Annotated in this window: 14 protein-coding genes and 1 tRNA gene; 4 read left to right on the top strand and 11 right to left on the bottom strand. The window is 23.3% G+C overall.

Features of this window, described 5'->3' with window-relative positions; genetic code table 4:
- Window positions 1-15: 15 nt before the first annotated feature.
- The 7 genes from N9R85_RS02195 to rpmF all read right to left on the bottom strand — a co-directional run bounded on the left by N9R85_RS02195 (window position 16) and on the right by rpmF (window position 6,264).
- A tRNA-Gly gene (locus N9R85_RS02195) sits at window positions 16-89 on the bottom strand.
- Between the two features lie 153 nt (window positions 90-242).
- Window positions 243-1,061 carry a GNAT family N-acetyltransferase gene (locus tag N9R85_RS02190; RefSeq protein ID WP_262858396.1) on the bottom strand — a complete coding sequence of 273 codons (819 nt, stop codon included), beginning with the start codon at window positions 1,059-1,061 and terminating at the stop codon, window positions 243-245.
- Between the two features lie 10 nt (window positions 1,062-1,071).
- On the bottom strand, window positions 1,072-1,761 hold the full coding sequence (gene rsmG / locus N9R85_RS02185; RefSeq protein WP_262858395.1) for a 16S rRNA (guanine(527)-N(7))-methyltransferase RsmG: 690 nt from the start codon (window positions 1,759-1,761) through the stop codon (window positions 1,072-1,074).
- Window positions 1,762-1,829: 68 nt separating this feature from the next.
- On the bottom strand, window positions 1,830-4,388 hold the full coding sequence (gene secDF / locus N9R85_RS02180) for a protein translocase subunit SecDF (protein WP_262858394.1): 2,559 nt from the start codon (window positions 4,386-4,388) through the stop codon (window positions 1,830-1,832).
- A 52-nt stretch (window positions 4,389-4,440) separates the two neighbouring features.
- Complete coding sequence (gene ruvB / locus N9R85_RS02175; RefSeq protein ID WP_262858393.1) at window positions 4,441-5,397, bottom strand: Holliday junction branch migration DNA helicase RuvB; 957 nt, start codon at window positions 5,395-5,397, stop codon at window positions 4,441-4,443.
- The gene (ruvA, locus tag N9R85_RS02170; RefSeq protein WP_262858392.1) at window positions 5,369-5,974 is read right to left on the bottom strand and encodes a Holliday junction branch migration protein RuvA; all 606 of its coding nucleotides are present in this window, start codon (window positions 5,972-5,974) and stop codon (window positions 5,369-5,371) included. The genes ruvB and ruvA overlap by 29 nt, the downstream gene beginning before the upstream one ends.
- Before the next feature lie 86 nt (window positions 5,975-6,060).
- Window positions 6,061-6,264 (bottom strand): 50S ribosomal protein L32, encoded by a 204-nt coding sequence (gene rpmF, locus N9R85_RS02165; RefSeq protein ID WP_174892728.1) that lies wholly within the window; start codon window positions 6,262-6,264, stop codon window positions 6,061-6,063.
- Window positions 6,265-6,475: 211 nt separating this feature from the next.
- On the opposite strand from rpmF, the gene N9R85_RS02160 reads away from it, so the two are divergent.
- The gene (locus N9R85_RS02160; protein ID WP_396888751.1) at window positions 6,476-7,405 is read left to right on the top strand and encodes a nucleotidyltransferase; all 930 of its coding nucleotides are present in this window, start codon (window positions 6,476-6,478) and stop codon (window positions 7,403-7,405) included.
- Here the strand turns inward: N9R85_RS02160 and N9R85_RS02155 are convergent.
- The 4 genes from N9R85_RS02155 to N9R85_RS02140 form a co-directional block, all read right to left on the bottom strand.
- Window positions 7,402-8,673: a hypothetical protein gene (locus N9R85_RS02155; RefSeq protein WP_262858391.1), complete on the bottom strand. Its 1,272-nt coding sequence runs from the start codon at window positions 8,671-8,673 to the stop codon at window positions 7,402-7,404. The two genes, N9R85_RS02160 and N9R85_RS02155, sit on opposite strands and share 4 nt — an antisense overlap.
- Window positions 8,630-9,571, bottom strand: a complete 942-nt coding sequence (gene holA / locus N9R85_RS02150) for a DNA polymerase III subunit delta (protein WP_262858390.1) — start codon at window positions 9,569-9,571, stop codon at window positions 8,630-8,632. The genes N9R85_RS02155 and holA overlap by 44 nt, the downstream gene beginning before the upstream one ends.
- 7 nt (window positions 9,572-9,578) lie before the next feature.
- A complete protein-coding gene (locus N9R85_RS02145) occupies window positions 9,579-10,655 on the bottom strand; it encodes a ComEC/Rec2 family competence protein (protein ID WP_262858389.1) in 1,077 nt (358 codons plus the stop codon).
- Window positions 10,656-10,756: 101 nt separating this feature from the next.
- Window positions 10,757-11,257, bottom strand: a complete 501-nt coding sequence (locus tag N9R85_RS02140) for an MAG0490 family ComEA-like DNA-binding protein (protein WP_396888750.1) — start codon at window positions 11,255-11,257, stop codon at window positions 10,757-10,759.
- A 248-nt stretch (window positions 11,258-11,505) separates the two neighbouring features.
- Here N9R85_RS02140 and N9R85_RS02135 point away from each other — a divergent pair, with 248 nt between their 5' ends.
- From N9R85_RS02135 to der, 3 genes are read left to right on the top strand one after another with little or no spacing between them, the layout of a single operon-like run.
- Window positions 11,506-11,853 carry a hypothetical protein gene (locus N9R85_RS02135; RefSeq protein ID WP_262858387.1) on the top strand — a complete coding sequence of 116 codons (348 nt, stop codon included), beginning with the start codon at window positions 11,506-11,508 and terminating at the stop codon, window positions 11,851-11,853.
- Window positions 11,854-11,867: 14 nt separating this feature from the next.
- Complete coding sequence (gene cmk, locus N9R85_RS02130) at window positions 11,868-12,533, top strand: (d)CMP kinase (RefSeq protein WP_262858386.1); 666 nt, start codon at window positions 11,868-11,870, stop codon at window positions 12,531-12,533.
- A gap of 12 nt (window positions 12,534-12,545) precedes the next feature.
- Window positions 12,546-13,853 (top strand): ribosome biogenesis GTPase Der, encoded by a 1,308-nt coding sequence (gene der, locus N9R85_RS02125; protein WP_262858385.1) that lies wholly within the window; start codon window positions 12,546-12,548, stop codon window positions 13,851-13,853.
- The last annotated feature ends 152 nt before the right edge of the window (window positions 13,854-14,005 follow it).

Below are 14,005 nucleotides of genomic sequence, written 5' to 3'. Positions count from 1 at the left end.
GTCAATTTCTTGAAATGGAGCGAGTAAAGGGAATCGAACCCTCATAGTCAGCTTGGAAGGCTGAAGTTCTGCCATTAAACTATACTCGCAATTGCTTCTATAATATTATACACATTTTTTAAAATATCAAAATATTTTTTATTTTTTTATTTAAACATGTATTTATCTTATTTGCGTAATAATATTTTACCATAACTTTTAATATTTATATAAAAAATAAAAAAATATTACTTATAGCAATATTAGTAATCATATATTGAAATAACGTATAATCTTGAATAGTCTTCAAAACCTAATTTATAATATAAATTTCCTGCATGTGGATTATCAAAAAATAAAACTGGAGTATAGTTATTTTTTAATAAATAATCAGATAGTTTTAAAACACAATCTTTTGCATGACCTTTTTTTCTATATTCTTCAAGGGTGAAAACGCCACCGAGCATGGCAACATTTTTTATTTGTGCACTAACTGAAGCATGTGAAATAACAATATTATTGTCATATTTTATGAAACCTTTATAATAACCTTTGTTAAGAGATGTTTTTAAATAATTAATATCTAGTGCTTGTGCACTAAGACCTTCAAATTCTTTAATTCTTTTTCTAGAATTTATTATATTTTCTAAATCTTTTTCTTCAATAATTTTTGAACTAAGATCTTCTAAATTATTTAAATCATAAAACTTTTCTTTATTTAGTTTCAAAATATACTCTTCTTTTACTTTAAAACTATTGAAGTGTTTTGTCATAGCAATTTCTAAGTCGTTTCTAATAGAAGAAGAATAAATAATATTCTTTATTTTTTTGTCTTTAATAAATTTTACCAGTAAAGATGTATCAAATTTAAAATCTTTTTTTGTATAAATCAATAAATTATTGTAAAAACGCATAATTATTATTTTATAATTAGTAGCAAAATAAGTTTCAGTAACATCTGAATGCAGTCCAAATTCCTCAATATCTGATATTAGAAATAAATATTGTATAGGATCATCGTTATATAGCAATTTTAATATAACTTCTTTATCTTTTTCGACAGCTTTTTTAAATTGAATCATTCTAAAACTCCTAACTATTTTTAATAACTTTTCAAGAAAAAGGGAAAATGCTTGGTGTGCTTCTCAATTTAATTATTTTAACGATTTTATTATCTCTATTTTCTTTAGTGTCAGTTAAATCATTGACTTCTAATTCAAATTTTATCTTTTTAAATATTTCTTCTGCATCTTCTATTTCTTCAAAAGCGTTCTTACCTTTTAATAAATTTAATTCACCATTTACTTTAACTAAATGAAATGATGACATTAACATACCCTTTACGCTAGCAACAGCTCTAGCAGTTACTATATCATAAATATTTTTATCTTTAACTTCTTCAACTCTATAGCGATATACTTTTACTACATTTTCTAGTTTTAAAATATTTACAACTTCATTTAAGAAATTAAATCTTTTTAATAGCGGTTCATAAATTGTAATTTTATGGTTTGGTTTAGTTAGTGCAAAAGGTATAGACGGAAAACCTACTCCTGAACCAACATCTAAAATCTTTAAATCTTTTTTGTTTTTTGTAATTTCTAACATATACAAAAGAGATTCTCATATCCCTTCAGACCATAATCTTTCATTGCTAAACCCAGTTAAATTAATTACTTTATTTTTTTCTTCAATTAAACCAACGTATTTTTTAAATAACTCAAAATCTCAGTTATTTTCCAAACATAATTTTTGTATTTCTTCTTTTTTTGTGTTTGACATAATGTATTTATTATATCAATATTTTACGAAAAAAATGTTAAAGAAAAAAGTGTAGTTAGAGCTACACTTTAAATATAATCATTAATTCCATTAAATGTTTGTTCTTCTGGTCTATTGATTTTTCAATAACCTGTGTCTTTTCTTCTTTTTAATATTTGTTGTCTTCTTGTTTCTAGAATTGTTCAAATTCATGTAGCTATAAAGATTGATGAATAAACTCCGATACCAATTCCAAATAGCATTATTATATTAAATGAAAAGTCAGTAGCATTAATAAATGCAAGTAAGACCGCAACAGCAAACATTGTTGTGAAAGAAGTATATAAACTACGTTTTAATATTTCGCCAATCGAAGAATTAGCAATATTCTTGATATCTTCTTTTGATAAAAATTGTTTATGGTATTTAACCTTAATTGTCTCTCTTATTTTATCGAATGTAACTATTGTATCGTTAATACTTAATCCTAATATAGATAACATAGCCGCAACAATTATTGTATTAACTTGAATTCTTGTTATAAATATAAACGCTAAGACAACTAAAAAGTCATGAATTAAACCGATTATAGCAGTTATAGCAAAAGTTCAGTTCATTCTAATTAACATATAAATAATTATTCCTACAAAACTAATTCCTGTTGCAATCAAAGCGTTTTGAACAAGTTTGGTAGCTTCTGAATAAGAAACAGAATAATTAGTAACTAAAACATCACTATTTATATTTAAAACAAAATCCTTGATTGATTGAAGTTGATTTGTCAAGTCTTGTTTTGTTCTAATTAAAATAACATAATTATCATTAGAATTTAGTCCATTAATTTTTATAATATCTTTAGCGTCGTTGATACCTAAGTTCGCTGCAGAATTTATTAAATTATTAGATATTTCTTGAGCTTGTTGATAATTTAGGTTTGTATTTTTTTCAAAATCACCTTGTATGGTTATATTAATACCACCGCTAAATTCTATAGATCTATTAACTCCATCTCAGAAAGAATTATTAAATCCTGCAAAAGACCCAAAAACAATAGTGGCAATTATTAAAAACCCAAACGAAGATAAAGCGAATCATTTAGATTGTTTTATATAATTAAATTTAATAATTTTAGAATTAAAATTACTAATTTTACCAATTTTCTTTTTAGAAATACCTAATAATCATAATCTATTATCAAAAATACCGGTATTAACCATTAATGTTGCAATAAATTTTGAAAACACTAACATTGAAAATAATGTGAATAATGTAGATAAAACTAAAGTAATTGAAAATCCTTTTACATCCTTGGTGCCAAAATAAAACAAAATAAACCCGACAATTATTGTTGTCATATTGGCATCTATAATAGAAGTTAATGAACTTCTAGAAGAATTTTTAAAAGACTTTTTGAGGGTATCGCCTGAATAAACTTGTTGTTTTAGTCTTTCATATGTGATTACATTAGCATCTACACTTATACCAATACCGATTATTAGTGCGGCTAATGTTGCAGGAGAATATTCTCCTCTTAATGCTGTAAAAATTAGTAAAGTTAGAAAAATATATAATGCCATTGCAATTGTACTTAAAGAACCTAAAAGTCCATAATTTACAATCATAAAAATTGAAATCATAGAAAATATAATTATTCCCGCAATCATTGCATAAAAGAATGAATTTGAATTTAAATTAGCATCAACATATATACTTGATAAAACACTTAAATCGTATTTGCTTAAACCGAAGTTAATTTTATTAGCAAGATCTGTAGCACTATCACGAGTAAAATTACCAGTAATACTTACTTTATCTCCGTTAATTTGAGAGCTAACTTGAGCGACGCTAATCAAATACTTTCTACGAACATCCAAAATAAATTCTTTTATTTGATTTAATTTTCCTTCTTTATCTCTTAATTCTTCATTTACATGGACAAAATTTCATAAATTTTCTCCAGATTTTTTTCATTCCTCTGGATAATTATTTTTAGCAATTGTTAATAATTTATCTATATCTAATCAAATTAATAATAATTGATCTTCTCTTTTAGTTGCATACTCAGTAGCATCGGCTCATTGTTTTTGAGCGTCAATACCATCTAATGTTATGCTTACATCACTTCCACCAGTAGTTGGATTAGGAACATATGATGCACCATCAGCTTTAAAAGGTGGTATTCAATTTTGAACAGTACCTTCTTCTAAAGAACCATTTTCCTTAAAAACACCATCATAAAATAAAGGCTTAATATCAGAATCAGTTATAGTTAAAATAGGTTTTTCTACAATAGCCCTTTCAAAAGCAATTCTATCAGATTCAGAAATACGACCACTTTTTGTTATACGTATTTTTCCGTCTCCTTCACTATAGACAGATACTCCATTTAATCCGGTACCGCCAGTTAATCTGTTAAATAATGATTTATTAACTTCTTCAGTTAATTCATCATTCGCATTTGTGCCATCTTGTTTAACTTGAATTAATACTTCAATACCACCACCATATTCTATTGATTTATTAACGTTTTTTCCTATATAAAAAACGCTACCAAAAACAATAGTTAATAACGCAATAAGTATTGTAGTTATATTCAAAATAAATCTTTTTCAATTATTAATTGATAATAATTTTTTAATATATTTCATACTTATTAAATGTTACCATATTTTTTGTCTTTTTTTAGCGTTTTGTATTTTACTAATAGCTTAAATTTAACTTAATTAAATAATCAATTCCATCTGAAGTAATTTGTCTTCCTCTCGAATTTTTCTTTATTAATTTTAAATAAAGTAAAATAGGTTCAATTTCATTTAAAATATCTTCTTTTTCATGTGACAATAAACTAGAAATAGTATTTAAAGAAACCGGTTTTTCATCAAAACCATCTCTTAAAACATTTAAATAATGAATATGTTCTTTTGTTAAACCATATTTATATAACTCAAGGTGTTTTAGTGCTTTTTTTATTATTTTTATATTTATTTGACCGTTATTTATTGTAATAGCAAAATCATTAATTCTTTGTATCAAATGATTTGCTATCCTTGGTGTTCCTCTAGAATATTCTGCAATCTCCCTTAACAAATTATCATCAACTGTAATATTTAATTTTTTGGCAGTTTTAGTTAGTATTTTGAATATATCATCATTATTATAGTTAACAAGTCTTCCAATATATCCAAACCTATCTTTAAAAGGTTGCGGTATGTAATTTAATTTAGTAGTTGCTCCAATTAAGGTAAAAGGTTTTATTTTCATCCTTATGGCTTTTGAATTTCCGTCAACACCTATGATTAAATCAAAAACAAAATCTTCCATAGCATTGTATAAAAATTCTACAATAGATTTATTTATACTATGAATCTCGTCTATAAAAACAATATCTCCGTTATTTATAACAGAAAGAACATTTATTATATCTGATTTCTTTTCTAAATTTGCACCTTGAATAAAGTGAATTTTTTTATTCGTTTTACTAGCAATAATGCTTGCTAAAGTAGTTTTACCCATTCCTGGTGGGCCGTATAATAAAATATGAGATAAAGGGCTATTTTGTTTTATTGAACTTTGTATCATAGCATCTAAAGTTTTTTTAAGATTATTTTGGCCAATAAAATCGTTGAAGTTATTGGGTCTGAGTTCTTTGATTTGCATTTTTATAGTCTACAGTTATTAAATTTATTCCTTCTTCAACCATTTTATCTATATTATTTTTTTCTTTAATATTATTTAAAGCAAAATCGATTTCTTGTTTTTTAAAACCTAACATAATTAAAGTTTCTTTTAATTCATGTTTTTTTCTACTTTCTTCACTAATTTTTAAATCTTCTTTCTTAACCATTTTAGATCATTTATCTCTTAATTCCACACATATTAATTTTGCCGTCTTTTCGCTCACAAAAGAACATTCTGATAATATTGTTCAATTATCATTTGCTATTGCTATAGCAATATTTTCTCATCCTTTTTCTAAAATATTTAGTGCAATTTTTGGACCAATTTTATCAATTGATATTAAGTCTAAAAACAATATTCTTTCTTTAAAATCTTTAAATCCAAAGTATTTTTTTACATAATCTGTTGCATGTTCATAAATATACAATTTTGTTTTTTGACCTACTTCAAATCTGTTTAGATCGGGGACGCTAAGCATATAGCCATCTCCCTTACTTTCAAATATTAAATTATTTTTATTTTTGTATACAATTTCTCCAATTTTATAAAGTATCATTTTTCCTCCATTTAATATTTGATTTTTTATTTAAATTAATACTAAAAAAGGAAAATAAAAAAATAGTGAATACTCACTATTTCAAATTATTTTTGGATTCTGTCATTTAATGCTTGAAAGTTTGCGACTTTCTTTCCGGCGTAAAAACCACAAAATTTGCAAACTACGTGTTGTTCAATCATCTTTGAACAATTTTTGCATTCTACTAAGTTTGGAACATCTAGTGCACTATGAGTTTGTCTTTTATGTTTACGTTGTTTTGATGTTTTACGTTTTGGTACAATTGCCATGGTATCCTCCTTGTGGTTTTATTAAATATTTAAATATTGCTTATATATTATAATACAAAACAGCTTTTTAAAAAGAAAAAAATAAATAACTTTTAAATATAAAAAATACTCTAATAAAGTACATTTTTAAATTATAAATACTATTTTTAAACTGATTTGTGTATATAAAATAATTAAAAATGGTTAAACTTATTTTGTTATAATAGTGATTATGAAAGACCTAAAAAAATATAGAAAAGTAGGAATTGTAGTTGAATATAACCCCTTCCATAACGGACATATTTATCAATTAGAATGAATTAAGAATAAATTTCCAAACTCTAAAATATATGTAGCTATATCTCATAAATTCTCTCAAAGAGGAGAGTTCATATGTACATCTTATTGAAAAAGGAAAAAAATAGCAAAAAAATATGGAGTTTCAAAATTTATAAAATTAGATGTTAATGTTTCATCACAAGCTGCACACATTTTTGCACAAAAAAGTATAGAAAAATTATATAAAAAAGGGGTAGACACTCTTGTTTTTGGTAGTGAAACGAGCGATATAAACGTTTTTAAAAAAATAGCTCAAACAATAAACGATAATAAAGATAAATATAATTATTTGGTTAAAAAATATTTAAAGGAAGGCGGCAATAGTTTTCCGAGAGCATCAAATTTGGCTCTTAATGAATTAAGTGGTATTGATATAAGTATGCCAAATGATATTCTAGGATTAGAATATGTAAAAACAATAATTAATAATAACTATAAAATTGAACCATATTGCCACAAAAGAACTATAGAATTTCATTCGAACAATACTAATGATAAATTTGCTAGCGCAAGCAAAATAAGGGAAATGTTAAAGAACAATGAAGATGTTTCAAACTTTACACCAATGAAATTAAAAAATATTAAAAATAAATTTTTAATCGAAAATACATATTCAAAATTTAAAAAAATAGTTACCACCTTACCAAAAGAAGAAATAGCAAAATTTAAAATGATCTCTGAAGGTATGGAAAATTTATTTAAAAAAAATATATATCATAATAATTATTTTGACTTTATAGATTCTTGCGTTAGCAAAAGATATACTCGAAGCAGAATAAAAAGAGCATATCTTTTTGTCCTTCTAAAAATAAAAAAGAGTTAATCTAAGACTTTAACCTCATAAGGCATTAAAGTCTTATTTTTATTCAATTTAATTGATTTATTAGATAAATTAAATACTATTTCACTTTTTTGATCATCAACAAATAACTTAATTCTAAAAATTTCTTTTTTAAAAAATATATTTTTAGAATACGATAATCTTACTTTTTTAGAAATTAAAAAATTAAATTCAAAAGACCTTTTGATTATAAAATCAAAAATAAATTCATTTATAATATCATCATAATTTAAAACTGAAATTATATTCCCAAAATCGTCTTCCTTATATTTTTGCAAAGGAAAAAAAGCTATATTTTTAGGTACTAAAAATATTTTTTGTATAATCAGCAACATTTGTTCTATTTTAAATATTTTTTCATATGATTTTGATTCCAAAAATAAATTAAAGTTATATACAGGTATATATTTTAATTTAATTAATTTATCTAAATCGTAAAAGCTTTTTAAAAAATTATCATTAATTGATTGTTCTAAAAAAACATCATCAAAAATATTATTGTCAATCAAATTAGTTTTGATAGTTTCTTTACTATCATATAGTAAAATTTTTGTATTATTTTTATTTTTAAAAAGTAATAAATTGTCATATAAAATTTTCTTTGAACCTAAAATATCTTGCTTTGTTTTTTTATCAAAAGAATAAAAAACATTTTCAAAAACTAAACCACTTGCATAAAAAAGATAAATAAATTCATTATAAATATCATTTAAATTCTCAAATAAATTTAAACGCTCTTTACTTTCATTTGTTTCGGATAGATCTATTTCTTGTGTATATATAAGATCATTATAATCCATAATATTAGTTTTACTAAAGGAAATATATTCTGTATTTAAATTGTTATCTTCTTCTATTTTTTTACGTTTATTAATTATTTTAGATATAGAGATTATATTATCAAAAGTTAATTTGTAGTAAATAGAAACATTATCTAAAGATATAATGTTTTTGCAAAAAATTTTTAAATTATCTAATTTATATTTTAAATTTCTTGTTGAGTATTCATCTATTGTTTCCTCGGAAACTCTATATAAATTCCTAAAAAAACTAAGATAAATATCAGGTAATACAACAATAGTTTTTATACCTTTTTCACTTAATAAAGTAACTTTTTTTATTATTTTTTTATAATATTCAATAGAAATTTTTTTATTACTATCAACAATTATTTCTTTGTGCAAAAATAAGTAATTAATAGTATATTTATTTTGTGAAGTTTGTAATCAAGAATGTTTCAAATATTTCATAATTTTCTACTCCTAAACTTTTAGATTGCAAATCAACAATACCTAAATTGATTAAAATATTTTTAATTTTTTTAATACCAAAAATATTAACTATTTTCAAAACTTTTTTTACTCTTCATTCAGGCATTTTTAACTTAGAAGATATGTCAAAATAATTCATTTTCAACTTATTGTTAAGTATATAAAGTTTATATGACAATGAAAAAATATTTCTTAATTGTGCCACTAAAAGAGCTATATCATCACCTTCGTTAAACCTCTCTTTATACTTTTGATAAATATTATTTAAATTATTAGTTTCAATTGCATTCATAAAGGCAAAAGAATCATCTAAAGCATAATTTTGAATATTATTATTTATTAGAGAATAATTAATTTGACTATTAAACTTTAGCATTTTATCAATTTCATTTACTATTATCGATAAATTATTAGGTAGTTTATTAGATAATGAAGTAGCATCAAAAAAACTTATTTTTCCACCTTTTGAAGTTATATAAGAAACAATAAAATTAACGATAGATTTAGAATCTAACTTTTCAAAATTAAAAACTTTTGTGGTTTCAATTAAAAATTGAACAAAATCATTTTTCTCAAATGAATTTTTTCTATGTATAAATACAACTTTATGTAATCTATTATTTTTTAATGCATTTATTAAAACTTCAGATAATTCCTTTTGTAATTTTGTTATTTTTTTAGAATCAATTATTTCAAAATTTTCAACCAATATAAGTTTTTGTGTCGAAAATAGACCAAAACTCGAAATAGATTCTATTAACTCACTAATTGTATAATTATCTTTAAAATAAATTATATTTTCGTCTAAAAAATTATCTTTTAATTCATCTATTTTATTGTTTATAAAATATTCTTCGTTACCATATATAAATATCATATTTTAATTATATATATTTTTCTCTTGTTGTAAATCATATAATCATATAAATTAAAATAAAAATTAAATTTCTATAGATACTTAGGTCTAAATCTAGAATAATCTTAATATTAGAAATGGATCTAATTGAGAAAAACATAAAACTTGATAAATTAATTGATATTAAAGGGACACAAAAAGCAATTAACAATAATATAAAAAATAATTCGAAGAATGGAGTAAGGAATAAAATCAAGAATATTCCTAAAATATTAATTTCCTTACCGTTAGACAATAAAATTAACATCGAAACTAGCCATACCAAAAAATATATTAACACTTTGTTTATAAGTGTTTTTTTAATGCTTATATTCATTAATAAAAAACTTATTATAAATGACAATCAATAACCCAATTCTAGTTTATCATTACTTTTTAATGATAAACAAATAACTAAAACGAACACTATATAGTGATTTTTATTATTTTTATAATTCTTAATTTCTGAGAATAAAAGCATTAAAAAGGCTCTATTGATAGAAACAGAATTTGAACAAAGACTTCAATATATTGTTATAAAAATTAAAGTTAAAATTTTATTTTTCATAAATTTACTTAATATCTTTTTTAAAACAATAAAATGAAAGCCGCTAATAATTATTAAATGAATCAAACCAATTTCGCTTGTCAATTTAATTAATTCATTTTTAAAACTAAAATAATGTCCAAAAACAATAGGTGTAATTAACTCTTTGTAATTAGAAAAATCATTATAAAAAGAAAAAAAGTAATATCTGAAATCTAGTTGTGTTGCTTTTACTAAAACAGTAGGATTAAGCATTTTTGTATTATTTAAATTAATTATTAATCCTTTTATATATAGGTTTTGAAAAATTTTATATTCCAATTCGCTTTTATTTTTAAATACATATTCTATGTTAAAATAGGTTCTTACATAAATATGATTGTCTCTTATTTTACTTACATAAACATAGTTAGAAAAGTTAATTGATTCATAAATTAGAAGTCTTTTAACTAAACAAATACACCCAAGTATAATCGATAATAATATTATTGTTTTTTTAGTTTTTTTATCAGCAAACAATAAGGACAAAGATGTTAAAACGATTAAAATTAAGTAAAAATAATTTAGTGTAAAAATAAATAGAAATATACTTGAAAATAATAAAAAACCATTCAAATATTTTAATCTAGAATTAAAAAATTCTTTAACTTTAAAATTACTCTTGGACCAATTCCAAAAATATTCGAAATTTGCTCTCACGAAGTCTTTTTATGGTTCTTTTTATGGTTTATTATCAATTTAGCATATCTTTTTTGAATATTAATTTTTAATAATTGCTCAATATTTTCTAATTCTGATCATTTTAATTTGTAATTTTCAAAAGGTACGTAAATTTCTTTATTTCTAGGGGCTATTTCACTTAAATCAAAATCTTTTAATGATGAATTTGGTAATATTTTGTTTATAACAAATAATTCTTTATAAGTTAATAATCTATTTGACCTATGAATTCCAGTATGTTTTAGTGCACCTGATAAAATATAGGTATAAACCTTATTTTCATATTTTTTAGCATAATTTTCTTTATTTTCATCTTTATTGGTATAAAAATTCATCCCTACAAAAAACATTAATACTCCTAAAATTAAGGAAATTACCAAAAATATTTTTTTATTTCACACAAATAATAAATATATTTTTATTCATAAAAAAACTAAAAAAGGAAAAATATATAAAATGAAATTAACTTTTATAAATACGATTGTTAAATATGATATAATAAATTAATATTTAAAGATAATATAAATATAAAACATAAATATACTATAAATATAAGACACTTTAGAGGGTAAAACAAGTAAAAAAGAAAACACTTAACTACCTATTTTAAAATTAGTTAGTGTTTTTTAATTAATGTTTTGGAGTTTCTATGAATCAAAACGACAGCAAAAATAATGATGAAAGCATTTTAATGATTTTATCAAATAAAGAAAACAAAGAGCTTAATAAAGAAATGAAATGATTTAAAAAGAATATTGATAAAGATTTTAAACCTATTTTTGATTATGATATCGAATTTTCTAAACCAATGAAAAATTTAAATTTTTCAAAATTCAGTTACTCAAAAGAACTATCTTTATTAATCGATGAATGCTTTAAACTAAAATTAGAATTGTCTAAAAATTATAGTAATTTAATGAATGGTTATAATTTTGATGAAAATTTAAAAATAAACCCCGAAATTACAGAAATAATAAATAAAATATCTAAAAAATAGAAAGAGAGAACTTTATGAGAAAGGTTAATATTGCAATTGACGGACCAAGCGGAGTAGGTAAATCAACTGTTTCTAAAATGATTGCCAATAAATTAAATTATACTTTTATTAATAGCGGTAGTCTTTATAGAGCAATTGCTAAAAATGCAATTGACATGGATGTTGATACTAGAGATAAAGAAAATGTAATAAAAACTCTTGAACAAGGTATGATTCAACTTCTAGATGACGATCGTATTCTTTTGAAGGGTATTGATGTAACTCACCAAATTAGAGCAGATTATATTTCTCAAATTACACCAAATGTAGCTAAAATACCTGAAGTAAGAGAATTTGTTGTTGATTATATTAGACATATGACCAAAAAAAGAAAAGGTTTTGTTATCGATGGAAGAGATACCACATTTAAAATAATGCCTCACGCTGAAGTTAAAATCTTTTTATGAGCACAAGCCGAAGAACGTGCAAGAAGAAGAATGATACAAAATGAAGTTTTAGGTTATAACACAGGTTTTGCGGAAATATTATACGAAGTTCAAAAAAGAGATGAACAAGATATGAATAGAGCAGTTGATCCTTTACATAAAACAGAAGATAGTGAGTATATAGATTGCACCGCTTTAACTATAGATGAAGTTGCAGAAAAAATAATTAATCTTGCTTTAGAAAAATCAAAATAATTAAGGAGTAATATGAAAAACACTATTGCAATAATAGGAAAACCTAACGTTGGTAAAAGTACTCTCTTCAATCGTTTTATTGGTAAAAAAGTTTCAATAGTATACGATAAACCAGGGGTCACAAGAGATAGATTATACGAAAAAATCAATTGGGCAGGGCATGAATTAAAACTAATTGATACCGGTGGTATCGAAATAGAAAATAGACCATTCCAAGAACAAATACAAATACAAGCTAAAATTGCTATTCAAGAAGCGGATGTTATTCTCTTTTTATTTGATGGAAAGAGTGAAATAACTAATGACGATATGTTTATAATGAATATATTAAGAAAAAGTAATAAACCAATAATTGCTGTTGCCAACAAGTTAGAGAGTATGCAAGATTTTGATTATGGTTGATATAGATTAGGTTGTGATCATATATTTCCGATATCCGCACTTCATGGTGAAGGTGTTGGTGATGTTTTAGATAAAGCTATAGAATATCTAGATTTTTCTGATTCTCAAGAAGAAGATGCATTTAGTCTATCTATAATCGGTAGACCGAACGCCGGAAAAAGTTCATTATTAAATAATTTAACAAAAGAGAATAGATCTATAGTTTCTGAAATAGCCGGAACAACTAGAGATAGTGTAAAATCCGAAATTTTCATAGATGACAAGCTGTATAAAGTCATTGATACCGCAGGAATTACAAGAAAATCTAAATTAGTTGAAAGTGTAGATCATTACGCGCTAATGCGTGCTATGAATTCTTTATCTGAATCTGATTTATCTTTAATAGTAATTGATGCTACAAACGAGGAAATTTCTCACTTCGATTCAAGAATTATCGGTTATGCATTAGAAAACGAAAAACCTATAATAATAGTAATAAATAAATGAGATTTAGTATCAAAAGAAACAAATACCATGGCTGAATTCGAAAAGAAAATGAGAAACAAATTCCATTTTGTTCCTTGAGTTCCGTTTGTGTTTATATCTGCAAAATTTAACCAAAGAATAAACAAATTAGTAGACACCCTTAATTTAGTACGTACTAATTTAGAAAGAGATATTAAACCATCATTGCTTTCAAATTTATTATTAGAAACTCAACTTATACAACCTCCACAATCTTTTAACGGCGGAAGATTAAATATTTATTATGTTAGACAAGAAAAAGCTAAAATTCCAACTTTTACTTTTTTTGTTAATAATAAAAAATTCTTACATTTTTCATATCAAAGATTCTTGGAAAATCAACTTAGAGCAAGTTTTGATTTTACTGGATCTCCTATTAAAATGAATTTTAAAAATAAAAATGGTATTGAATAAAAAACAAAATCAAAAACTTGATTTTGTTCCTAAAATGAAATATCAAGTGCAACACTTTCGTGCTTGGTATTTTTATTATATCTTAACGATCTAAAAAAATCTAAAATTTTACTTAAAAAATCAATATTATTACTTTGTTTTCAATATCAAAA

Origin of the sequence: Mycoplasma sp. CSL7503-lung (assembly GCF_025515455.1) — a bacterium.
Classification (GTDB): Bacteria; Bacillota_I; Bacilli_A; order Mycoplasmatales; family Metamycoplasmataceae; genus Mycoplasmopsis.
Note: the sequence above shows the minus strand (reverse complement) of the source record. Positions and strands in the feature narration are given on the sequence as shown.